The following is a 21,526-nucleotide window of genomic DNA, read 5'->3' as shown; positions in this document are numbered from 1 at the left end:
GGGCTTTTTTGCGCGCGCCGCCTGTCAGAACAGACTGCGCCGATCGGGATCGTGCAGCGGATCTGGCGATTTCTGCATCAGGCGCAGGACGCCCTCGTCGTCGAAATAGAAGCTGTACATCAAGTACCAGAAGTTCGCTTCCATATAGCGATACGTCCAGACTTCACGCTTCATCAGCGGGTAGTACGACGTTTCCACCGGCCGGCCGAAGTTCACGAGCACGTCCTTCTTGGTCCACGTGCCGATTTGCGCCTTGTAGAACTCGTTTTCATCGAGCACCTGCCGCACGCTGACGATCTTGCCCGAGGCGTCGATGTCCGCGGCGGTCGTGAATTCGCCGAGCGGCTGCGTCGGCCACATCAGGCGCTTGCCGCCGTTCGGCAGGTCGTAGACTTCGCGCGGCGGGCCGAGGCGGGCGACGATGGTCGAGGCATCCGCGCCTGCCTGATAGTTCTGCCACGGCTGCGCGCAACCCGCGAGCAGCAACGCCGTCCCGGCGCAGACGAGCGCGCCGCGCAGACGGTTGAGTGAGTGCAGCATTCAAGCCTCCACGTGCAGGTTCCTCGCGATGGCGAAGGTTGTTCTTCGCTTTCCCCGATTTTGACATGCGGCGCAAGAACCATGCGTCGCGCCGGCTTGCATCGCGCCCGCGCCGCAGCCTATGATCCGCGCTTTGATCTTCGGAAAGAGCGATGGCAAGCCTCAGTCTCATGAAGTCGCGCGCGCGGTGGCTGCGGATCGCGTTGACGTGCGTCGCGTTGACGTGCATAGCGAAGGCGAACGCCGCCGCTCTCCCGCCGATCAAGCTCGCGATGATCGAAGGCATGTCCGGGCCATTCGCCAACGCGGGCGCGGCGGTCGAGCGCAATCTGCGGTTCGGCGTCGAGCGGGTGAATGCGCGAGGGGGCGTCAAGCTGGCGGACGGCATGCATCCGCTCGAGCTCGTCGTGCTCGACGGCAAGGGCAGCAGCGAGGCGAGTCTCGTGCAGTTGCGCGCGGCCATCGACGAAAAGATCGGCTTCGTCATGCAGGGCAACAGTTCGGCGGTGGCGGCGGCGCTGGTCGCGGCCATCGACAAGCAGAACGAGCGCGAGCCGGAGCACCGCGTGCTGTTCCTGAACTACTCGGCCGACGATCCCGCGCTCACCAACGACGCGTGCAGCTTCTGGCACTTCCGTTTCGACGCGCACGCCGGCATGCGCATGGACGCGCTCGCAGACGCGTTGCAACGCGATCGCGCCGTAAAGAAGGTCTATCTGCTGAATCAGGACTACAGCTTCGGCCACGACGTGAGCCGCGAGGCGCGGCGCGCGTTGCAGGCAAAGCGGCCCGACATTGCGATCACGGGCGACGAGTTCCACCCGATCGGGCGCGTAAAGGACTTCGCGCCGTATATCGCGAAGATTCGCGTGAGCGGCGCGGATGCCGTCATCACCGGGAACTGGGGCAACGACCTGACGCTGCTCGTGAAGGCGGCGCGGGAGCAGGGGCTCGGCACGAAGTTCTACACGTTCTACGGCAACAGTCTAGGCGCGCCCGCCGCGCTCGGCGATGCCGGCGTGAAGCGCGTCATCGCGGTCGCAGACTGGCATCCGAACGCGGGCGGCGCGGCCTCCGACGCGTATTACCGCGCGTTCCGCGCCCGCTTTCCCGCCGCCTCCGACGATTACCTCGTGCTGCGCATGCCCCTCATGATCGACATGCTCGCCACCGCCATGGCGCGCGCCGGCAGCGCGGACCTGCTCGCCGTGGCGCGCGCGTTCGAAGGCATCCAGTTCGACGGCGCCGGCTTCCATCCATCGACCATGCGCGCGTCGGATCATCAGCTGATCCAGCCGCTCTACGTGATGGAGATGGACAAGGCCGGCACGCCGGGCGTGCGCTTCGACAACGAAGGTTCCGGCTACGGCTTCCGCACGCTGCTGTCCGTGCCCGCTGCCGACGCCGCGCCCCCGACCACGTGCAAAATGACGCGCCCGTCGCGTTGAGCGCATGGAGCCGTCCGCTCGGGAAAGCGCGGTGTGCTATACTCTGCGCTTCGTTTTTGGCTGGATGTGTGCCTGCAAGGCGCGCGCAATGCCGGAAACGAAGTGAAATTGGGCCCGACTCGTCGAGTTGTCGAGTTAGGCCTGTCGACGCAATCCACGGCACGGCCTTTCTTCCGTGACCGCCTGTCTGTATCAAAGGAAAAGCAAATGTCCGTAGCAGAAATCAAGAAGTCCGACGTCGTCGCTGAATACGCGCGCGGCGCCAACGATACCGGCTCCCCCGAAGTGCAAGTCGCACTGCTCACGAGCCGCATCAACGAACTGACCATCCACTTCAAGGCCCACACGAAGGATCACCACAGCCGCCGCGGTCTGCTGCGCATGGTCAGCCGTCGTCGCAAGCTGCTCGACTACCTGAAGGGCAAGGATGCGGATCGTTACCGCTCGCTGATCGAAAAGCTGGGTCTGCGCAAGTAATTGGCCCCTGGCGTGGCTTCGCGGCCAGTGTTCTAACGAAGTGCCTGTGTCAGTTCGCTGATACAGGCATTTTGTTTTTGCGCGATCCGCTCGCGAAGTGGTGCCGGATCGGTTTCATCGGCCGGCACTTCGTAGTTAGTCGTTCTCGGCAGTCATACGCTTTACCCGACACTCGGTCCAGCCTCGCGGCAGAGCTTTGTGTCATTCCAGCGCGGCCCCGCGGCCCGTTCGCGCGCCGCACTGGAATGGCATAACACACCTCTCACGCGCGGCCCGGGACCGTCCCGCCTAGCGCCGCAGAGACAGCTCACGCGCTCGACCGAAGGCGCGGCGCAACATAGAAGGAGTCGCAATGTTTAATAAGATCGTTAAAGAGTTCAAGTGGGGACAACACAACGTCCGCCTGGAAACGGGTGAAATCGCGCGTCAGGCAAGCGGCGCGGTGATCGTCGATGTCGAAGACACCGTGGTGCTCGCGACCGTCGTCGGCGCGAAGACGGCGAAGCCGGGCCAGGATTTCTTCCCGCTGACCGTCGACTATCTGGAAAAGACCTATGCCGCCGGCAAGATCCCGGGCGGCTTCTTCCGTCGCGAAGGCCGTCCGTCGGAAGGCGAGACGCTTATCTCGCGCCTGATCGACCGTCCGCTGCGCCCGCTCTTCCCGGAAGGCTTCTACAACGAAGTGCAGGTCGTGATCCACGTCCTGTCGCTGAATCCGGAAATCCCGGCGGATATCCCCGCGCTGATCGGCGCGTCCGCTGCGCTCGCCGTGTCCGGTCTGCCGTTCAACGGCCCGGTCGGCGCGGCTCGCGTCGCCTACATCAACAACGAGTACGTTTTGAACCCGACGCGCGCGCAGATGAAGGAATCGGCGCTCGATCTGGTCGTCGCGGGCACGGAGCGCGCGGTGCTGATGGTCGAATCCGAAGCGCAGCAGCTTTCGGAAGAAGTGATGCTCGGCGCGGTCGTGTTCGGCCACGAGCAGATGCAAGCCGCAATCGACGCGATCCACGAACTGGTTCGCGACGGCGGCAAGCCCGAGTGGGACTGGCAGCCGGCGCCGAAGAACGAGGCGCTGATCGCGCGCGTCACCGAAATCGCTAAGCCGGAGCTCGAAGCCGCGTATCAGTTGCGCAACAAGCAGGCGCGCTCGACGAAGCTGAAGGAAGTCTACGCAGCGGCGTCGGCGAAGCTCGCCGAGGAAGCAGCGGCTTCGGGCACGGCAGCAGCGGATGCGGCCACCGTCGGCAACATCCTGTTCGATATCGAAGCGAAGATCGTCCGCTCGCAGATCCTGAACGGCGAGCCGCGTATCGACGGCCGCGACACGCGCACGGTGCGCCCGATCGCAATTCGCACCGGCGTGCTGCCGCGCACGCACGGCTCGGCGCTCTTCACGCGCGGCGAGACGCAGGCGCTCGTGATCGCGACGCTCGGCACGAAGGGCGACGAGCAGAACATCGACGCGCTCGAAGGCGAGTACCGCGAGCGCTTCATGCTCCACTACAACATGCCGCCGTTCGCCACGGGCGAAACCGGCCGCGTCGGTTCGCCGAAGCGCCGCGAAATCGGCCACGGGCGCCTTGCCAAGCGCGCGCTCGTCGCGTGCCTGCCGAGCGCCGACGAATTCGGCTACTCGATCCGCGTCGTGTCGGAAATCACGGAATCGAACGGTTCGTCGTCGATGGCGTCGGTCTGCGGCGGCTGTCTCGCGCTGATGGACGCCGGCGTGCCGATGAAGGCGCACGTCGCCGGCATCGCGATGGGCCTGATCCTCGAAGGCAACAAGTTCGCGGTTCTGACCGACATTCTCGGCGACGAAGATCACCTGGGCGACATGGACTTCAAGGTGGCCGGCACCGCGCAAGGCGTGACCGCGCTGCAGATGGACATCAAGATCCAGGGCATCACGAAGGAAATCATGCAGGTCGCGCTCGCGCAGGCGAAGGAAGGCCGCATGCACATCCTCGGCAAGATGACGTCGGCGGTTCCGGGCACGAACACGGAGCTGTCGGAATTCGCGCCGCGCATGATCACGCTGAAGATCAATCCGGAGAAGATCCGCGACGTGATCGGCAAGGGCGGTTCGGTGATCCGCGCGCTGACCGAAGAGACGAACACGACCATCGACATTTCGGACGACGGCGTCGTGACCATCGCGAGCACGAGCGCCGAAGGCATGGCCGAGGCGAAGAAGCGCATCGAGAACATCACGGCCGAAGTGGAAGTGGGCCAGGTGTACGAAGGTCCTGTGCTGAAGCTGCTCGATTTCGGCGCGATCGTGAATATCCTGCCGGGCAAGGACGGTCTGCTGCACATCTCGGAGATCGTCAACGAGCGCGTGAAGGACATCAACGATTACCTGAAGGAAGGCCAGGTCGTGAAGGTCAAGGTCATTCAGACGGACGAAAAGGGCCGCGTGCGTTTGTCGGCCAAGGCGCTCTTGAACGAGGCCGCGCAACAAATCGAACCGACGCAGCCGCAGCAGTAATGCGGTAATGTGTAGACGGCCGGCCGCATCCGCGAGCCGGCCGTTTTCTTGTACGGCGTCAATTGGACGATGCGGGACGATGCGGCACTATGCATTGTCCGATGCGTCGCCGGACTCGATGGCACTGTGGAGCGTGAATTGCTCTGCGCGTGTGCAGCGCCATCCGGTTCGAGCCGTTCGAATCGATCCATCCCGCCATGCCCATTCAGGGGAATGCTATGAAGGCCGTCGAAATCACCGAGTTTGGCGCACCCGAAGTTCTCAAACTGGGCGAGCGCCCGATGCCCGAAGCAGGCAAGTGCGAGGTGCTCATCAAGGTGGCGGCTTCCGGCGTGAACCGGCCGGACGTCTTTCAGCGCAAGGGCGCCTATGCGCCGCCGCCGGGCGCGTCCGACCTGCCGGGACTGGAAGTGGCGGGTGAAATCGTCGGCGGCGACCTCGATTCGAAGCACAACCCGTTCGGTCTCAAGAAAGGCGATCGCGTGTGCGCGCTGCTCGCGGGCGGCGGGTACGCCGAGTATGCGGTCGCGCCGCTGGAGCAATGCCTGCCGGTGCCAGCCGGTTTGTCCGATATCGAAGCGGCATCGCTGCCGGAAACGTTCTTCACGGTATGGAGCAACGTCTTCGAGCGCGCGCATCTCGGCTCGGGCGAAAACGGCGAGGAAGAGACGCTGCTCGTGCAAGGCGGATCGAGCGGCATTGGCGTCACGGCCATCCAGATTGCGCGCGCGCTCGGCTTTCGCGTGTTCGCGACCGCCGGCAGCGACGAAAAGTGCCGCGCGTGCGAGACGCTCGGCGCCGAGCGGGCGATCAATTACAAGACAGAGGATTTCGTCGAAGTGGTGAGGTCGCTCACGAACGATCGTGGCGTCGACGTGATTCTCGACATGGTCGCGGGCGACTACCTGCCGCGCGAGCTGAAAGCGCTCGCCGATGGCGGGCGCATCTGCGTGATCGCGCTCCTGGGCGGCGCGAAGGCGGAAATCAACCTCAACGACATTCTGCGCCGCCGGCTCGTCATCACCGGCTCGACGCTGCGTCCGCGTCCCGTCGCGTTCAAGGCGAAGATCGCCGCGAAGCTGAAGGAACGCGTATGGCCCGAGATCGAGGCCGGGCGCATCAAACCGGTCATTCACCAGGTGTTCCCGGCAAGCGAGGCGGCGGCCGCGCATGCGCTGATGGAAAGCAGCACGCATGTCGGCAAGATCGTGCTCGACTGGACGGAAAACGGGCAACAAAGCGCGTGAGCCGCGAATCGCTTATCGGCGGTTTGACCGAGTTATCCGTAACACAGTAAAATCGCCTGTTTTGCAAGCAGTTCGCAGTTTGTAGCGGTTCATTCCCATAACGCGGCGGCTGATTGAAAAGCACGGCCGCTATAACTAAAGCGGCTGTCGCAAGCCGCCGAGTGACGAGACAATGTCGAGACAACGAGCGAAACTGGTGGTCGGCAACTGGAAGATGCACGGCCGCATGCAGGAAAACGCGGTTCTGCTGACCGAGGTGGCGTCGGGGGCATCGGCTCTGCGCAACGGCGTGGACGTCGGCGTATGTGTGCCGTATCCGTATCTCGCGCAGGCGCAGGCGCTGCTGGAAGGCTCGGTGGTGTGCTGGGGCGTGCAGGACGTGTCGGCGCATGCGCAGGGTGCGTACACAGGCGAAGTCGCGGCCGAGATGACGCTCGACTTCGGCGCGACGTACGCGATCGTCGGGCATTCGGAGCGTCGCGCGTATCACCACGAAACGCCGGAACTGGTCGGAGCCAAGGCGCTCCGCGCGCTCGAGGCGGGACTCACGCCTATCGTCTGTGTCGGCGAAACCCTCGGCGAACGCGAGCGCGAAGCGACCGAGCAGGTCATCGGCGCTCAACTAGACGCGGTGCTTCTGATGCTGGACGAGGAGCAGGCGGCGCGCATTGTCGTCGCATACGAGCCGGTCTGGGCGATCGGCACGGGCAAGAGCGCGACCGCCGACCAGGCGCAGCGCGCTCACGCGTTCCTGCGCAAGAAGCTGGCGGAGAAGGGTGCCGCCGCAGCCGAAGTGCCGCTGCTCTATGGCGGCAGCGTCAAACCCGAGAACGCGCAGGAATTGTTCGGGCAACAAGACATCGACGGCGGGCTGATTGGCGGCGCGTCGCTGAAGTCGAAAGATTTTCTTGCGATCTGCGAGGCAGCGCGAACCGTGTTGCAATAAGCGGTTCGTGACGAAAGCAGTCGAAAGAGCATGTCGCGACACGTGAGTGTCGCGGAAACATCAAGATCCAGGTGAGTTGAAATGCTGTATTTGAAGACATTGATTATCGTCGTCCAGTTGCTGTCGGCGCTTGGCGTGATCGGGCTCGTGCTGCTACAGCACGGAAAGGGCGCCGACATGGGCGCGGCGTTCGGCAGCGGCGCGTCGGGCAGTTTGTTCGGCGCGACCGGCTCGGCGAACTTTCTCTCGCGTACCACTGCTGTGCTCGCCGCGATCTTCTTCGTCACGACGCTTGCGCTCACATACCTCGGAAGCTACAAGCCGCAGACTTCGGCGGGCGTGCTCGGCGCAGGTCCGACGTCTGCTTCTGCGCCTGCTGCGGCAGGAAAGAGCGCTTCGGCTCCGGTGAGCGCGCCCGCGTCGGCCGCGGCTGCCCCGGCTACGTCGCCCGCACCCGGCGCCGACGTGCCGAAATAACGCCAAAACAAATTTTCGCGAAATTCGTGTTTTGTGCGTTGAACAATTCGTGGGACCTAGTTATAATTCAAGTCTTGAAGCGATTCGCGGCAATTAAGAAGTTTGTTTTCCCGGATTGCAGTACAGTGCCGACGTGGTGAAATTGGTAGACACGCTATCTTGAGGGGGTAGTGGCGAAAGCTGTGCGAGTTCGAGTCTCGCCGTCGGCACCAAAAGTTATCCAATGCCAGCCGCATGCATCGCTTCGGCTGGCATTGTCACTTCTGGAGTACCCTTACGATATCGTTGATATCGTGAGCGGTGCCAAGTGAATCCCGTCGCCGGGTGGTCTGTCCCGGCAAGCATCTCAATCATCACTGACCGAAACTACCGATCAGAGGAAAGCCTTGAACCTCGCACCCTATTACCCCGTCTTCTTGTTTCTTGTGGTGGGCCTTGGTTTAGGTATAGCGCTGGTCAGCATCGGCAAGATTCTCGGTCCCAACAAGCCTGACACCGAAAAGAATGCCCCGTACGAATGCGGCTTCGAAGCATTCGAAGACGCGCGTATGAAGTTCGATGTGCGCTACTATCTCGTCGCAATTCTTTTCATCATCTTCGACCTTGAGACGGCGTTCCTGTTTCCGTGGGGCGTGGCCCTACGCGACATCGGCTGGCCCGGCTTCATGGCCATGATGATCTTTCTGCTCGAATTCCTGCTCGGCTTCGCCTACATCTGGAGAAAGGGCGGTCTCGACTGGGAATGACGGGTAGATCACCGGATTCATGGGCGGCTTTGGCTGGCTGCTCATCTGGAGTGGAAATCAAATGAGTATCGAAGGGGTCTTGAAGGAAGGCTTTGTCACCACTACGGCTGACAAGCTGATCAACTGGACGCGCACCGGCTCCCTGTGGCCGATGACGTTCGGTCTCGCGTGCTGCGCGGTCGAGATGATGCATGCGGGCGCCGCCCGTTACGACCTGGACCGCTTCGGCGTGGTGTTCCGTCCGAGCCCGCGCCAGTCCGACGTGATGATCGTCGCCGGCACGCTGTGCAACAAGATGGCGCCCGCGCTTCGTAAGGTGTACGACCAGATGGCCGAGCCGCGCTGGGTCATTTCCATGGGTTCGTGCGCGAATGGTGGCGGCTACTACCACTATTCGTACTCCGTCGTGCGCGGCTGCGACCGTATCGTTCCGGTCGATGTCTATGTCCCGGGCTGCCCTCCGACGGCCGAGGCGCTGGTCTACGGCGTGATCCAGCTGCAGGCGAAGATTCGCCGCACGAACACCATCGCCCGTCAATAAAGGCCTGAGCCTCCCCAACTATGGCAAGCAAACTCGAGACCCTCAAAGCGAACCTCGAGGCGGCGTTTGGCGACCGTCTCCAGAACATCACCGAGTCGCTGGGTCAGGTGACGGTCGTCGTGAAGGCGGCCCATTATCTTGAAGTCGCGACCCGGCTGCGTGACGACCGCTCGCTCGGCTTCGAGCAGCTCATGGACCTCGCCGGCATCGACTATTCGACCTTCGGCGACGGCGTCTACGAAGGCCCGCGCTTCGCGGCCGTCGTGCATCTGCTCTCCATTTCGAACAACTGGCGCCTGCGCGTGCGCGTGTTCGCTCCGGACGACGAAGTGCCTATCATTCCGTCGCTCGTCGATATCTGGTCGTCGGCCAACTGGTACGAGCGCGAAGCATTCGACCTGTACGGCATCGTGTTCGAAGGCCACCCCGATCTGCGCCGCATTCTCACGGACTACGGCTTCATCGGCCACCCGTTCCGCAAGGACTTCCCGGTGACGGGCTTCGTCGAAATGCGCTACGACCCGGAAGAGAAGCGCGTCGTGTATCAGCCTGTGACGATCGAGCCGCGCGAAATCACGCCGCGCGTGATCCGCGAAGATCGCTATGGTGGTCTGAAACATTAAGAGAGCGTCATGGCAGACATCAAGAACTACACGCTGAATTTCGGCCCGCAGCACCCTGCCGCGCACGGCGTGCTGCGCCTCGTGCTCGAACTCGACGGCGAAGTGATCCAGCGCGCCGATCCGCACATCGGCCTCTTGCATCGCGCGACCGAAAAGCTCGCCGAAACGAAGACCTTCATTCAGTCCGTGCCGTACATGGACCGTCTCGACTACGTGTCGATGATGGCGAACGAGCACGCCTACGTGATGGCCATCGAAAAGCTGCTCGGCATCGACGTGCCGATCCGCGCGAAGTACATTCGCGTCCTGTTCGACGAAATCACGCGCGTGCTGAACCATTTGATGTGGATCGGCTCGCACGCGCTCGACGTCGGCGCGATGGCGGTCTTCCTCTACGCGTTCCGCGAGCGCGAAGACCTGATGGACGTGTACGAAGCAGTCTCGGGCGCGCGCATGCACGCGGCGTATTACCGTCCGGGCGGCGTGTATCGCGATCTGCCTGACGCAATGCCGCAATACAAGGTCTCCAAGATTCGCAATGCGAAGGCGCTGGAGAAGATGAACGAGAACCGTCAAGGTTCGCTGCTCGATTTCATCGAAGACTTCTTCAATCGCTTCCCCGGTTATGTCGACGAGTACGAAACGCTGCTCACCGACAACCGCATCTGGAAGCAGCGTCTCGTCGGCATCGGCGTGGTGAGCCCCGAGCGTGCGTTGCAGCTCGGCTTGAGCGGCGCGATGCTGCGCGGTTCGGGCATCGAATGGGATCTGCGCAAGAAGCAGCCGTACGAAGTCTACGATCAACTGGACTTCGACATTCCGGTTGGCGTGAACGGCGACTGCTACGACCGCTATCTCGTGCGTGTCGAGGAAATGCGTCAGTCCACGCGTATCGCCAAACAGTGCATTGCCTGGCTGCGCAAGAATCCCGGCCCTGTGATGGTCGATAATCACAAGGTTGCGCCGCCGTCGCGCGTCGGCATGAAGAGCAACATGGAAGAGCTGATTCACCACTTCAAGCTCTTCACGGAAGGCTTCCACGTGCCGGAAGGCGAGACCTACGCCGCGATCGAGCATCCGAAGGGCGAGTTCGGCATCTATCTCGTGTCGGACGGCGCGAACAAGCCGTACCGCCTGAAGATCCGCGCGCCTGGCTTCGCGCATCTGGCCTCGCTGGACGAGATGGCGCGCGGCCACATGATCGCCGACGCCGTCACGATCATCGGAACGCAAGACATCGTGTTCGGCGAGATTGATCGCTGATTCCGTCGTCCGCTCGCACGGCGCGCTCGTCGGCCGGGCCGCCGTCGCGCTGAATCGAGCGCCAAGCGTTGAAGCAATTACAGGAAACCGCAGGACGCCAGGTCTGCCGCAATAAGATGCCCGCGGCAGGTTTTCGTTCGGTAGGAATTGAAAGAGTCGTGTCTGAAAATGATCTCAGCTGAAGGCCTGAAAGAAATCGATCGTGCGATCGCGAAGTATCCCGCCGAGCAAAAGCAGTCGGCGGTGATGGCTGCGCTTGCTGTCGCTCAGGAAGAGCACGGATGGCTCTCGCCCGAACTCATGAAGTTCGTCGCCGACTATCTGAGCATGCCGCCGGTCGCGGTGCAGGAAGTCGCCACGTTCTACACGATGTACGAGCTCGCGCCGGTCGGTAAGCACAAGATCACGCTCTGCACGAACTTGCCCTGCCAGCTCGGCCCGGACGGCGGCTCGGATAGTGCTGCTCAGTATCTCCGGCAGAAGCTCGGCATCGACTTCGGCGAAACCACGCCCGACGGCAAGTTCACGCTGAAAGAAGGCGAGTGCTTCGGCGCGTGCGGCGATGCGCCTGTCGTGCTGGTGAACAACCATCGCATGTGCAGCTTCATGAGCCGCGAGAAGATCGACCAGTTGATCGAGGAACTATCGAAATGACGTCTCTCCACGATCGTCACATCAAGCCGCTGATCCTCGCTGGCCTCAATGGCGAGAACTGGCATCTCCAAGATTACGTTGCGCGCGGCGGCTACAAGCAGCTGCGCCGCATTCTGGAAGAGAAGATTCCGGCCGAGCAGGTGATTGCCGACGTCAAGGCGTCGGGTCTGCGCGGCCGCGGCGGTGCGGGCTTCCCGACCGGCCTGAAGTGGAGCTTCATGCCGCGTCAGTTCCCGGGGCAGAAGTATCTCGTCTGCAATTCGGACGAAGGCGAACCGGGCACGTTCAAGGACCGCGACATCCTGCGCTGGAACCCGCACGCGCTGATCGAAGGCATGGCCATCGGCGCGTATGCGATGGGCATCACCGTCGGCTACAACTACATCCACGGCGAGATCTGGGAAGTCTATAAGGTGTTCGAAGCCGCGCTGGAAGAAGCGCGCGCAGCCGGCTATCTCGGCGCGAACATCCTCGGCTCCGGCTTCTCGTTCGAGTTGTACGCTCACCACGGCTACGGTGCGTACATCTGCGGCGAGGAAACCGCGCTGCTCGAATCGCTGGAAGGCAAGAAGGGCCAGCCGCGCTTCAAGCCGCCTTTCCCGGCGAGCTTCGGCGTGTACGGCAAGCCGACCACCATCAACAACACCGAGACGTTCGCTGCGGTGCCGTTCCTGCTGGAGATCGGGCCGCAGAATTACCTCGAAATCGGCAAGCCGAACAACGGCGGCACGAAGATTTTCTCGGTGTCGGGCGACGTGAATCGTCCGGGCAACTATGAAATTCCGCTCGGCACGCCGTTCTCGACGCTGATGGAACTGGCGGGCGGCGTGCGCGGCGAGTCGATCAAGGCGGTGATTCCGGGCGGGTCGTCCGCGCCGGTGGTGCCGGGCGAGATGATGCTCGCGACCGATATGGACTACGATTCGATCGCCAAGGCGGGTTCGATGCTCGGCTCGGGCGCGGTCATCGTGATGAACGAAACGCGGTGCATGGTGCGTTCGTTGCTGCGCCTGTCGTACTTCTATTACGAGGAGTCGTGCGGTCAGTGCACGCCTTGCCGCGAAGGCACGGGCTGGCTGTATCGCGTGGTGCATCGCATCGAGCACGGCCTCGGCCGCAAGGAAGACCTGGATCTGCTGAACTCCGTCGCCGAAAACATCATGGGCCGCACGATCTGCGCGCTCGGCGATGCGGCGGCCATGCCGGTGCGCGGCATGCTGAAGCACTTCTGGAACGAATTCGAATATCACGTCGAGCACAAGCACTGTCTCGTCGGCGGGCACGCGCATCATGCGGCGTCCGAGGCGCTTACCGCGTAATCAGGCGCACAGTCAGTTGCGCGAAAGAGGTTGAGGACCATTCCCCATCATGGTTGAACTAGAAATTGACGGCAAGACGGTCGAGGTGCCCGAAGGCAGCATGGTGATCCAGGCTGCGCACAAGGTCGATACGTACATTCCTCACTTCTGCTATCACAAGAAGCTGTCGATCGCGGCGAACTGCCGGATGTGCCTCGTCGAAGTCGAAAAGATGCCGAAGGCCGTCCCCGCGTGCGCCACGCCCGTTTCGGCCGGCATGGTCGTGCGGACCGCCTCCGACAAGGCCGTGAAGGCGCAACAGTCGGTGATGGAGTTCCTGCTGATCAATCACCCGCTGGATTGCCCGATCTGCGATCAGGGCGGCGAGTGCCAGTTGCAGGATCTGGCCGTGGGTTACGGCAAGTCCCAGTCGCGCTACAACGAAGAAAAGCGCGTGGTGTTCCACAAGAACGTGGGCCCGCTCATCTCGATGGAAGAGATGACGCGCTGCATCCACTGCACGCGCTGCGTGCGCTTCGGTCAGGAAATCGCCGGCGTCATGGAACTCGGCATGCTGGGCCGCGGCGAGCATTCGGAAATCACGTCGTTCGTCGGCAAGACGGTGGATTCGGAACTGTCGGGCAACATGATCGACCTGTGCCCGGTCGGCGCGCTCACGAGCAAGCCGTTCCGCTACAGCGCGCGGACGTGGGAATTGTCGCGCCGCAAGTCGGTGAGCCCGCACGATTCCGTCGGTTCGAACCTGGTCGTTCAGGTGAAGAACAACCGCGTGATGCGCGTTCTGCCGATGGAAAACGAAGCCATCAACGAATGCTGGATCTCGGACAAGGACCGCTTCTCGTACGAAGCGCTCAACAGCGACGAACGCCTGACCACGCCGATGCTCAAGCAGGGCGGCAAGTGGATCGAAACGGACTGGCAGACGGCGCTCGAGTACGTGGCGAAGGGCATCAAGGGCATCAAGGCGGATCATGGCGCGAACGCCATCGCCGCACTCGCGACGCCGCATAGCACCGTCGAAGAACTCTATCTGCTGAAGCAGTTCGCGGAAGGCGTCGGCTCGCCGAACGTCGATTTCCGTCTGCGTCAGAGCGACTTTTCCGCGCCGGTGGGCGCGGGCGCGCCGTGGCTCGGCGTGAAGATCGCGGATCTGTCGAACGTCGATACGGCGTTCGTCATCGGCTCGTTCCTGCGCCGCGATCATCCGCTCTTCGCCGCGCGTCTGCGTCAGGCTGCGAAGAACGGCGCGATGCTCACGTTCCTGAACGCGAGCAACGACGACTCGCTGATCCCGACCGCGCATCGTCTGGTCGCTGCGCCCTCGGCGTGGCTCGATCAGCTCGCGGGCATCGCGGGTGCGATCTCCGAAGCGCGTGGCGTCGCGCTGCCTGATGCGTTCGCCGGTCGCGAAGTGTCGGCCGCAGCGAAGGACGTAGCGGCATCGTTGTCGGCGGGCGAGAAGCGTGTCGTGCTGCTCGGCAATGTGGCGGTCCAGCATCCGGACTTCGCGCAGATTCAGGCGGCGGCGCAGTGGATCGCCGACAACACCGGCGCGACGCTCGGCTTCCTGACCGAAGGCGCGAATTCGGTGGGCGGTTATCTCGTCGATGCGCTGCCGGGCGAGGGCGGTCTCGACGCCCGCGCGGCGTTCGAACAGCCGCGCAAGGGCTACGTGCTCTTCAACGCGGAGCCGGAACTGGATGCGGCCAACCCGGCGCAAGCCGTCGCGGCGCTGAAGGCCGCCGAAATGGTGGTCGTGATGTCGCCGTTCAAGCACGGCATGGAGTACGCCGACGTGCTGCTGCCCATCGCGCCGTTCACGGAGACGTCGGGCACGTTCGTCAACGCGGAAGGCACGGCGCAGTCGTTCAACGGCGTCGTCCGCGCATTGGGCGAGACGCGTCCGGGCTGGAAGGTACTGCGCGTGCTGGGCACGATGCTCGGCCTGCCGGGCTTCGAATTCGACACGGCGGAAGAAGTGCGCGTCGCGGCGCTCGGCACGGGCGACCTTGCCGCGCGTCTGTCGAACAAGACGACGGTCGCACCGAAGCGCGCTGCATCGAACATTTCGGTGAAGGGCGGCTTCGAGCGTCTCGCCGATGTTCCGATCTATCACGCCGACCCGCTCGTGCGCCGCGCGCCGTCGCTGCATCTGACGGCAGCCGCACGCGACGCGAATGTCGCCGGTTTGCCGACGACGCTTTTCGACAAGCTCGGCCTGAAGGACGGCGACGCCGTGCGCATCAAGCAAGGCGACCTGTCGGTGGTGATGCCCGCGGTGCGCGACGCGAACCTCGCGGAAACGGTGGTCCGCGTGTCGGCGGCGACCGCGGCTGGCGCCGCACTCGGCGGCCTGTTCGGTGAACTGGTAGTGGAGAAGGCGTAAATGGGCTTGTTCGATACGATCAACGCAGGCGGCACGCAGCTTCTGGGCGTTGCTTGGCCGACCGTGTGGGCGCTGGTGCGCATCCTCGTGGTTGCGGTGGTGATCCTGCTGTGCGTCGCGTACCTGATTCTTTGGGAACGCAAGCTCATCGGCTGGATGCACGTGCGTCTCGGCCCGAACCGCGTCGGCCCTGCAGGCTTGCTGCAGCCAATCGCGGACGTGCTGAAGCTCCTGCTGAAGGAAGTCATTCAGCCGACGCAGGCGAGCAAGTGGATCTACGTCATCGCGCCGATCATGACCGTGGTTCCGGCCTTCGCGGTCTGGGCGGTCATCCCGTTCCAGGCGAAAGCCGTGCTCGGCAACATCAACGCGGGTCTCCTGTACATCATGGCGATCTCGTCGATCGGCGTGTACGGCGTGATCCTCGCGGGCTGGGCGTCGAACTCGAAGTACGCGTTCCTCGGCGCCATGCGCGCGGCGGCGCAGATGGTGTCCTACGAAATCTCGATGGGCTTCGCGCTCGTCGTGGTGCTGATGGTCGCGGGCACGCTGAACATGTCGGATATCGTCGCTTCGCAGCAGCGCGGCATCTTCGCGGGCTTCGGCGTCAACATCCTGTCGTGGAACTGGCTGCCGCTTCTGCCGATGTTCGTCGTGTACTTCATTTCGGGCATCGCTGAAACGAACCGTCACCCGTTCGACGTGGTGGAAGGCGAATCGGAAATCGTCGCCGGTCACATGATCGACTACTCGGGCATGGCGTTCGCGCTGTTCTTCCTCGCCGAGTACATCAACATGATCGTGATCTCGGCGATTGCGACGACCCTGTTCCTGGGCGGCTGGGACGCGCCGTTCGGCTTCCTGTCGTTCATCCCGGGCGTGTTCTGGTTCGTGCTCAAGGTTTTCTTCCTGCTGTCGGTCTTCATCTGGGCCCGCGCGACGTTCCCGCGCTACCGCTATGACCAGATCATGCGTCTCGGCTGGAAGGTGTTCCTGCCGGTCTCGGTAGTGTGGGTGGTCGTGATCGGTTTCTGGATCATGTCGCCGCTCAACATCTGGAAGTAGCCGGACGAACCCAGGACAAGAGCGGACCAAACATCATGAACGCAATTCAGAACTTCTTTAAGACCTTCTTCCTGACCGAACTGCTGAAGGGTCTGGCGCTGACGGGCCGTTACACGTTCCAGCGCAAGATCACCGTGCAGTTCCCGGAAGAAAAGACGCCGGTGTCGCCGCGCTTTCGCGGGCTGCACGCGCTGCGCCGCTATGAAAACGGCGAAGAGCGCTGCATCGCGTGCAAGCTGTGCGAAGCGGTGTGCCCGGCGCTCGCCATCACCATCGAATCGGAAACGCGCGCGGACAATACCCGTCGCACGACGCGCTACGACATCGACCTGACCAAGTGCATCTTCTGCGGCTTCTGCGAAGAGAGCTGCCCGGTCGATTCGATCGTCGAGACGCATATCCTCGAATATCACGGCGAAAAGCGCGGCGATCTGTATTTCACGAAGGACATGCTGCTTGCAGTGGGCGATCGCTACGAGACGGAAATCGCCGCATCGAAGGCGGCCGACGCGCCTTACCGTTGATGCGAAGCGGATGCCGGCGTGGCCGCCGGCGTCCGAGTCGAAGTCAAAGCGATTCTGCTGTTGCTGTTGGCGCGTTGCGCCGCGCGCCGACACACCCTGCCTGATGATGGCCTAACGATGAACCGGTAATCATGGAATTCACAACCGTACTGTTCTATATCTTCGCGCTGCTGTTGACCGTGTCCGCGCTGAAGGTGATCACCTCGCGCAATCCGGTGTCATCCGCGCTCTTTCTCGTGCTCGCGTTCTTCAACGCGGCCGCGATCTGGATGCTGTTGCAAGCCGAATTCCTCGCGATCCTGCTGGTTCTCGTGTATGTCGGCGCGGTGATGGTGCTGTTCCTCTTCGTCGTGATGATGCTCGACATCAACATCGACGTGCTGCGGCGCGACTTCAAGCGTTTCGTGCCGCTCGCGACCATCGTCGGCGCGATCATCGTCATCGAAACGGCGCTGATTCTGTGGCACGGCTACGGCGCGACGGTCACGCCGCTGCGTGATGCGGGCACGGCCGCCGCGGGCGCCGGCGTGAGCGGCGCGGCGCTGATGCCGAACACGCAGCTCATCGGCAAGGTCATTTATACGGACTACATCTTCGCGTTCGAAATCGCGGGTCTCGTGCTGCTGGTGGCGATCATCGCGGCCATCTCGCTGACCGTGCGCGACAAGAAGGACAAGAAGACGCAAACCGTCAGCAAGCAGGTCAAGGTTCGCCGCCAGGACCGCGTGCGTCTCGTGAAGATGCAGGCTGAAAAGCAGGCGCCGGACGCATCGGTGGAACCTGCCGTGACCGGCAACATCGGCGCGGGCACCGTGGACAACAAGGGCTGAGCGCGAAGGAGAGAACAAACATGTTGAGTCTTGCCCATTACCTCGTGCTCGGCGCGATCCTTTTCGCGATCAGCATCGTCGGCATCTTCCTGAACCGCCGCAACGTCATCATCATCCTGATGGCCATCGAACTGATGCTGCTTGCGGTGAACACCAATTTCGTCGCGTTCTCGCACTATCTGGGCGACGTTCACGGCCAGATTTTCGTGTTCTTCGTCCTGACCGTGGCCGCTGCGGAAGCCGCGATCGGTCTCGCGATTCTCGTGACCCTGTTCCGTAGCCTCGACACGATCAACGTCGAGGACCTCGATCAGCTCAAAGGTTAATTTCAGGCTAGGCTGTTATGTCCACGACACTCAATGAAAACCTCCTGCTCGCGGTCCCGCTGGCTCCGCTCGCGGGCTCGCTGATCGCGGGGCTGCTCGGGAAGACGGTGGGGCGCAAGGGCTCGCACCGCGTCACCATTCTCGGCGTCTTCATCTCGTTCATCCTGTCCGCATTCGTCTTCTACAACGTGATGATGGGCGCGAGCTTCAACGGCACCGTCTACGAATGGATGACGATGGGCTCGCTGAAGATGGAAGTCGGCTTCCTCGTCGATTCCCTGACGGCGATGATGATGGTCATCGTGACCTTCGTCTCGCTGATGGTGCACATCTACACCATCGGGTACATGGCGGAAGAAGACGGTTATCAGCGCTTCTTCTCGTACATTTCGCTCTTCACGTTCTCGATGCTGATGCTCGTGATGAGCAACAACTTCCTGCAGCTGTTCTTCGGCTGGGAAGCGGTGGGTCTCGTCTCGTATCTGCTGATCGGCTTCTACTTCACCCGCGAGAGCGCGATCTACGCGAACATGAAGGCGTTCATCGTCAACCGCGTCGGCGACTTCGGCTTCCTGCTCGGCATCGGCCTGCTGCTGGCGTTCGCGGGTTCGCTGAACTACGGCGACGTCTTCGCGCAAGGCGAAAAGCTCGCCGCCATGACGTTCCCGGGCACGAGCTGGGGCCTCTTGACCGTGGCGTGCATCTGCCTCTTCATCGGCGCGATGGGTAAGTCCGCGCAGTTCCCGCTGCACGTGTGGCTGCCGGATTCGATGGAAGGCCCGACGCCGATCTCCGCGCTGATTCACGCGGCAACGATGGTGACGGCCGGTATCTTCATGGTTACGCGCATGTCGCCGCTCTTCGAGCATTCGGATGCCGCGCTGTCGTTCGTGACGGTCATCGGCGCGATCACGGCGTTGTTCATGGGCCTCCTCGGCGTCGTGCAGAACGACATCAAGCGCGTGGTCGCGTATTCGACGCTCTCGCAGCTCGGCTACATGACGGTCGCGCTCGGCGTCTCCGCGTACCCGGTCGCGGTGTTCCACTTGGGCACGCACGCGTTCTTCAAAGCGCTGCTGTTCCTCGGCGCGGGCTCGGTCATCATCGGCATGCACCACGACCAGGACATGCGCAACATGGGCGGGCTGGCGAAGTACATGCCGATCACCTGGATCACGTCGCTGATCGGTTCGCTGGCGCTGATCGGTACGCCGTTCTTCTCGGGCTTCTATTCGAAGGACTCGATCATCGATGCGGTGAAGCTTTCGCATCTGCCGGGTTCGGGTTTCGCGTATTTCGCGGTGGTGGCGAGCGTCTTCGTCACGGCGCTGTATTCGTTCCGCATGTACTTCCTCGTGTTCCACGGCAAGGAGCGGTTCCGCGGTCCGAAGCATCCCGATTCGCCGATGGGCGCCGAAGAGGCGACGCACGGTCAGGGCCACGGTAGCGACAATCATGGTCACGCACACGGTCACGGTCACGGTCACGGTCACGATGACCACGGCCACGCACACGAGCCGCACGAAAGCCCGTGGGTCGTCACGCTGCCGCTGGTCCTGCTGGCGATTCCGTCGGTCATCATCGGCGCGATCATGATCGGCCCGATGCTGTTCGGCGACTTCTTCTCGCACGGCGTGGTGTTCGACAAGGTGATCTACATCGCCGAGAACCACGAAGGCATGCGCGAAATGGCCGAAGAGTTCCACGGCTGGTTCCCGATGGGCCTGCATTCGGTCGCGGGCCTGCCGGTGTGGCTGGCGCTCGCGGGCGTGATCGTCGCGTGGTTCCTGTATATGAAGCGTCCGGATCTGCCGCCGGTTATCCGCCGCCGCTTCGGCCCGATCTACACGCTGCTCGACAACAAGTACTACTTCGACAAGATCAACGAAGTGGTCTTCGCCCGGGGCGCGGTCGCCATCGGTCGTGGGCTGTGGAAAGAGGGCGATGTGGTCGTCATCGACGGCGTCGTCAACGGCAGTGCGCGGTTCGTCGCCTGGTTCGCCGGTGTCATCCGCTTCCTTCAATCCGGTTACATCTATCACTACGCGTTCGCCATGATTATCGGCATGTTGGGGCTCTTGACCCTGTTTGTAACGCTCGGCGGCAAATAAGGCGAGGGACCCTATGCACTCTTTTCCGATTCTCAGTGTCGCGATCTGGCTGCCGATCATCTTCGGCGTCCTGGTCCTGGCTGTAGGTTCTGACCGTAACCCGGCGCCCGCGCGCTGGGTCGCGCTGATCGGCTCGGTTCTCGGTCTGATCGTGACCCTTCCGCTGATCACCGGCTTCGATACGTCAAGCGCCGCGCTGCAATTCGTCGAACAGGCGAACTGGATCGAGCGGTTCAACATCACGTATCACCTGGGCGTCGACGGCATCTCGATGTGGTTCGTCGTGCTGACCGCGCTCATCACCGTGATCGTCGTGATCGCCGGGTGGGAAGTCATCACGGAGCGCGTCTCGCAGTACATGGCCGCGTTCCTGATCCTCTCGGGCATCATGATCGGCGTGTTCTCCACGGCCGACGGCTTGCTGTTCTACGTGTTCTTCGAAGCCACGCTCATTCCGATGTACATCATCATCGGCGTGTGGGGCGGTCCGAATCGCGTGTATGCGGCGTTCAAGTTCTTCCTGTACACGCTCGCCGGCTCGCTGTTGATGCTGGTCGCGTTGCTGTACCTGTACACGCAGACGCACACGTTCGACCTCGCCACGTGGCAAGCGGCGAAGATCGGCATGACGCCGCAGGTGCTGCTCTTCATCGCGTTCTTCCTGGCCTTCGCCGTGAAGGTGCCGATGTGGCCGGTTCACACCTGGCTGCCGGATGCGCACGTCGAAGCGCCGACGGGCGGTTCCGTCGTGCTGGCGGCGATCATGCTGAAGCTTGGCGCATACGGTTTCCTGCGCTTCTCGCTGCCGATCGCGCCGGACGCGAGCCACTTCCTCGCGCCGGTCGTCATCACGCTGTCGCTGATCGCGGTCATCTACATCGGGCTCGTCGCAATGGTGCAGGCCGACATGAAGAAGCTGGTCGCGTATTCGTCGATCGCGCACATGGGCTTCGTCACGCTAGGCTTCTTCATCTTCAGCCAGCTGGGCGTGGAAGGCGCGATCATCCAGATGATCTCGCACGGCTTCGTCTCGGGCGCGATGTTCCTGTCCATCGGCGTGCTGTACGACCGCGTGCATTCGCGTCAGATCGCGGATTACGGCGGCGTCGTGAACACCATGCCGAAGTTCGCCGCGTTCTCCATGCTGTTCGCGATGGCCAACTGCGGTCTGCCGGGCACCTCCGGTTTCGTCGGCGAGTTCATGGTGATTCTGGCTGCCGTGAAGTTCAACTTCTGGATCGGCTTCCTCGCCACGTTCACGCTGATTCTGGGCGCGGCCTACACGCTGTGGATGTACAAGCGCGTGTATTTCGGCGCGGTTGCGAACGACCACGTCGCGAAGCTCGCGGACATCAACAAGCGTGAGATGTTCATGCTGCTCGTGCTCGCGCTGTTCACGCTCTATATGGGCCTGCATCCGAAGCCCTTCACCGACGTGATGCACGAGTCGGTGGCAAACCTGCTCTCCCACGTCGCGCAGTCCAAGCTGCCGCTGGCTCAGTAACGCCGTGC

The 21,526-nt window shown here is 62.7% G+C and carries 20 protein-coding genes and 1 tRNA gene; 20 read left to right on the top strand and 1 reads right to left on the bottom strand.

Annotated elements, in window-relative coordinates:
* Nucleotides 1–24: 24 nt before the first annotated feature.
* Nucleotides 25–540 carry a hypothetical protein gene (locus NCR35_RS10010; RefSeq protein ID WP_250534242.1) on the bottom strand — a complete coding sequence of 172 codons (516 nt, stop codon included), beginning with the start codon at nucleotides 538–540 and terminating at the stop codon, nucleotides 25–27.
* Between the two features lie 152 nt (nucleotides 541–692).
* Between NCR35_RS10010 and NCR35_RS10005 the strand changes: the two genes are divergently transcribed.
* The 20 genes from NCR35_RS10005 to NCR35_RS09910 all read left to right on the top strand — a co-directional run bounded on the left by NCR35_RS10005 (nucleotide 693) and on the right by NCR35_RS09910 (nucleotide 21,518).
* Nucleotides 693–1,988, top strand: coding sequence for a branched-chain amino acid ABC transporter substrate-binding protein (locus NCR35_RS10005; protein WP_250534241.1), 1,296 nt, complete (start codon nucleotides 693–695; stop codon nucleotides 1,986–1,988).
* Between the two features lie 207 nt (nucleotides 1,989–2,195).
* Nucleotides 2,196–2,465 (top strand): 30S ribosomal protein S15, encoded by a 270-nt coding sequence (gene rpsO, locus NCR35_RS10000; protein ID WP_175944121.1) that lies wholly within the window; start codon nucleotides 2,196–2,198, stop codon nucleotides 2,463–2,465.
* A gap of 352 nt (nucleotides 2,466–2,817) precedes the next feature.
* Nucleotides 2,818–4,956 (top strand): polyribonucleotide nucleotidyltransferase, encoded by a 2,139-nt coding sequence (gene pnp / locus NCR35_RS09995; protein ID WP_250534240.1) that lies wholly within the window; start codon nucleotides 2,818–2,820, stop codon nucleotides 4,954–4,956.
* A gap of 218 nt (nucleotides 4,957–5,174) precedes the next feature.
* Complete coding sequence (locus tag NCR35_RS09990) at nucleotides 5,175–6,203, top strand: NAD(P)H-quinone oxidoreductase (RefSeq protein WP_250534239.1); 1,029 nt, start codon at nucleotides 5,175–5,177, stop codon at nucleotides 6,201–6,203.
* A 172-nt stretch (nucleotides 6,204–6,375) separates the two neighbouring features.
* Nucleotides 6,376–7,149 (top strand): triose-phosphate isomerase, encoded by a 774-nt coding sequence (gene tpiA / locus NCR35_RS09985; RefSeq protein ID WP_250534238.1) that lies wholly within the window; start codon nucleotides 6,376–6,378, stop codon nucleotides 7,147–7,149.
* 81 nt (nucleotides 7,150–7,230) lie between these two features.
* Nucleotides 7,231–7,626: a preprotein translocase subunit SecG gene (gene secG, locus NCR35_RS09980; RefSeq protein ID WP_250534237.1), complete on the top strand. Its 396-nt coding sequence runs from the start codon at nucleotides 7,231–7,233 to the stop codon at nucleotides 7,624–7,626.
* Nucleotides 7,627–7,753: 127 nt separating this feature from the next.
* Nucleotides 7,754–7,838 (top strand) — tRNA-Leu (locus NCR35_RS09975).
* A 174-nt stretch (nucleotides 7,839–8,012) separates the two neighbouring features.
* Entirely contained in the window at nucleotides 8,013–8,372 is a 360-nt protein-coding gene (locus tag NCR35_RS09970) for an NADH-quinone oxidoreductase subunit A (RefSeq protein ID WP_159836469.1), read from the top strand.
* A 61-nt stretch (nucleotides 8,373–8,433) separates the two neighbouring features.
* Nucleotides 8,434–8,913: a NuoB/complex I 20 kDa subunit family protein gene (locus NCR35_RS09965; RefSeq protein WP_006052903.1), complete on the top strand. Its 480-nt coding sequence runs from the start codon at nucleotides 8,434–8,436 to the stop codon at nucleotides 8,911–8,913.
* A 20-nt stretch (nucleotides 8,914–8,933) separates the two neighbouring features.
* Nucleotides 8,934–9,536, top strand: coding sequence for an NADH-quinone oxidoreductase subunit C (locus tag NCR35_RS09960; protein WP_244846717.1), 603 nt, complete (start codon nucleotides 8,934–8,936; stop codon nucleotides 9,534–9,536).
* A 9-nt stretch (nucleotides 9,537–9,545) separates the two neighbouring features.
* Nucleotides 9,546–10,799: an NADH-quinone oxidoreductase subunit D gene (locus tag NCR35_RS09955; RefSeq protein WP_244846715.1), complete on the top strand. Its 1,254-nt coding sequence runs from the start codon at nucleotides 9,546–9,548 to the stop codon at nucleotides 10,797–10,799.
* Between the two features lie 168 nt (nucleotides 10,800–10,967).
* Nucleotides 10,968–11,453, top strand: coding sequence for an NADH-quinone oxidoreductase subunit NuoE (gene nuoE / locus NCR35_RS09950; protein WP_244846713.1), 486 nt, complete (start codon nucleotides 10,968–10,970; stop codon nucleotides 11,451–11,453).
* Nucleotides 11,450–12,772: an NADH-quinone oxidoreductase subunit NuoF gene (gene nuoF, locus NCR35_RS09945; RefSeq protein WP_250534236.1), complete on the top strand. Its 1,323-nt coding sequence runs from the start codon at nucleotides 11,450–11,452 to the stop codon at nucleotides 12,770–12,772. Before nuoE ends, nuoF begins: the two co-directional genes overlap by 4 nt.
* 49 nt (nucleotides 12,773–12,821) lie before the next feature.
* Complete coding sequence (gene nuoG, locus NCR35_RS09940; RefSeq protein WP_250534235.1) at nucleotides 12,822–15,158, top strand: NADH-quinone oxidoreductase subunit NuoG; 2,337 nt, start codon at nucleotides 12,822–12,824, stop codon at nucleotides 15,156–15,158.
* The gene (nuoH, locus tag NCR35_RS09935; protein WP_175944100.1) at nucleotides 15,159–16,223 is read left to right on the top strand and encodes an NADH-quinone oxidoreductase subunit NuoH; all 1,065 of its coding nucleotides are present in this window, start codon (nucleotides 15,159–15,161) and stop codon (nucleotides 16,221–16,223) included.
* Between the two features lie 35 nt (nucleotides 16,224–16,258).
* Nucleotides 16,259–16,747 (top strand): NADH-quinone oxidoreductase subunit NuoI, encoded by a 489-nt coding sequence (gene nuoI / locus NCR35_RS09930; RefSeq protein ID WP_159836462.1) that lies wholly within the window; start codon nucleotides 16,259–16,261, stop codon nucleotides 16,745–16,747.
* Nucleotides 16,748–16,878: 131 nt separating this feature from the next.
* Entirely contained in the window at nucleotides 16,879–17,577 is a 699-nt protein-coding gene (locus tag NCR35_RS09925; protein ID WP_244846708.1) for an NADH-quinone oxidoreductase subunit J, read from the top strand.
* Nucleotides 17,578–17,597: 20 nt separating this feature from the next.
* Entirely contained in the window at nucleotides 17,598–17,903 is a 306-nt protein-coding gene (gene nuoK, locus NCR35_RS09920; RefSeq protein ID WP_007588140.1) for an NADH-quinone oxidoreductase subunit NuoK, read from the top strand.
* Nucleotides 17,904–17,920: 17 nt separating this feature from the next.
* Nucleotides 17,921–20,014, top strand: coding sequence for an NADH-quinone oxidoreductase subunit L (gene nuoL, locus NCR35_RS09915; protein ID WP_250534234.1), 2,094 nt, complete (start codon nucleotides 17,921–17,923; stop codon nucleotides 20,012–20,014).
* 13 nt (nucleotides 20,015–20,027) lie between these two features.
* Nucleotides 20,028–21,518, top strand: coding sequence for an NADH-quinone oxidoreductase subunit M (locus NCR35_RS09910; RefSeq protein WP_175944094.1), 1,491 nt, complete (start codon nucleotides 20,028–20,030; stop codon nucleotides 21,516–21,518).
* Nucleotides 21,519–21,526 lie beyond the last annotated feature (8 nt).

Origin of the sequence: Caballeronia sp. AZ10_KS36 (assembly GCF_023631105.1) — a bacterium.
GTDB lineage: Bacteria > Pseudomonadota > Gammaproteobacteria > Burkholderiales > Burkholderiaceae > Caballeronia.
This window is presented reverse-complemented; position numbering and strand designations above follow the sequence as displayed.

Excerpts from the sequence above, each read along its gene's own strand:
- NCR35_RS09910 (WP_175944094.1), top strand. The coding sequence starts at position 20,028 with ATGCACTCTTTTCCGATTCTCAGTGTCGCGATCTGGCTGCCGATCATC.
- nuoK (WP_007588140.1), top strand. The coding sequence starts at position 17,598 with ATGTTGAGTCTTGCCCATTACCTCGTGCTCGGCGCGATCCTTTTCGCG.
- nuoI (WP_159836462.1), top strand. The coding sequence starts at position 16,259 with ATGAACGCAATTCAGAACTTCTTTAAGACCTTCTTCCTGACCGAACTG.
- NCR35_RS09925 (WP_244846708.1), top strand. The coding sequence starts at position 16,879 with ATGGAATTCACAACCGTACTGTTCTATATCTTCGCGCTGCTGTTGACC.
- nuoL (WP_250534234.1), top strand. The coding sequence starts at position 17,921 with ATGTCCACGACACTCAATGAAAACCTCCTGCTCGCGGTCCCGCTGGCT.
- nuoE (WP_244846713.1), top strand. The coding sequence starts at position 10,968 with ATGATCTCAGCTGAAGGCCTGAAAGAAATCGATCGTGCGATCGCGAAG.
- NCR35_RS10010 (WP_250534242.1), bottom strand. The coding sequence starts at position 540 with ATGCTGCACTCACTCAACCGTCTGCGCGGCGCGCTCGTCTGCGCCGGG.
- nuoH (WP_175944100.1), top strand. The coding sequence starts at position 15,159 with ATGGGCTTGTTCGATACGATCAACGCAGGCGGCACGCAGCTTCTGGGC.
- NCR35_RS09990 (WP_250534239.1), top strand. The coding sequence starts at position 5,175 with ATGAAGGCCGTCGAAATCACCGAGTTTGGCGCACCCGAAGTTCTCAAA.
- secG (WP_250534237.1), top strand. The coding sequence starts at position 7,231 with ATGCTGTATTTGAAGACATTGATTATCGTCGTCCAGTTGCTGTCGGCG.
- tpiA (WP_250534238.1), top strand. The coding sequence starts at position 6,376 with ATGTCGAGACAACGAGCGAAACTGGTGGTCGGCAACTGGAAGATGCAC.
- NCR35_RS09965 (WP_006052903.1), top strand. The coding sequence starts at position 8,434 with ATGAGTATCGAAGGGGTCTTGAAGGAAGGCTTTGTCACCACTACGGCT.
- NCR35_RS09955 (WP_244846715.1), top strand. The coding sequence starts at position 9,546 with ATGGCAGACATCAAGAACTACACGCTGAATTTCGGCCCGCAGCACCCT.
- nuoG (WP_250534235.1), top strand. The coding sequence starts at position 12,822 with ATGGTTGAACTAGAAATTGACGGCAAGACGGTCGAGGTGCCCGAAGGC.
- rpsO (WP_175944121.1), top strand. The coding sequence starts at position 2,196 with ATGTCCGTAGCAGAAATCAAGAAGTCCGACGTCGTCGCTGAATACGCG.
- pnp (WP_250534240.1), top strand. The coding sequence starts at position 2,818 with ATGTTTAATAAGATCGTTAAAGAGTTCAAGTGGGGACAACACAACGTC.
- NCR35_RS09960 (WP_244846717.1), top strand. The coding sequence starts at position 8,934 with ATGGCAAGCAAACTCGAGACCCTCAAAGCGAACCTCGAGGCGGCGTTT.
- nuoF (WP_250534236.1), top strand. The coding sequence starts at position 11,450 with ATGACGTCTCTCCACGATCGTCACATCAAGCCGCTGATCCTCGCTGGC.
- NCR35_RS10005 (WP_250534241.1), top strand. The coding sequence starts at position 693 with ATGGCAAGCCTCAGTCTCATGAAGTCGCGCGCGCGGTGGCTGCGGATC.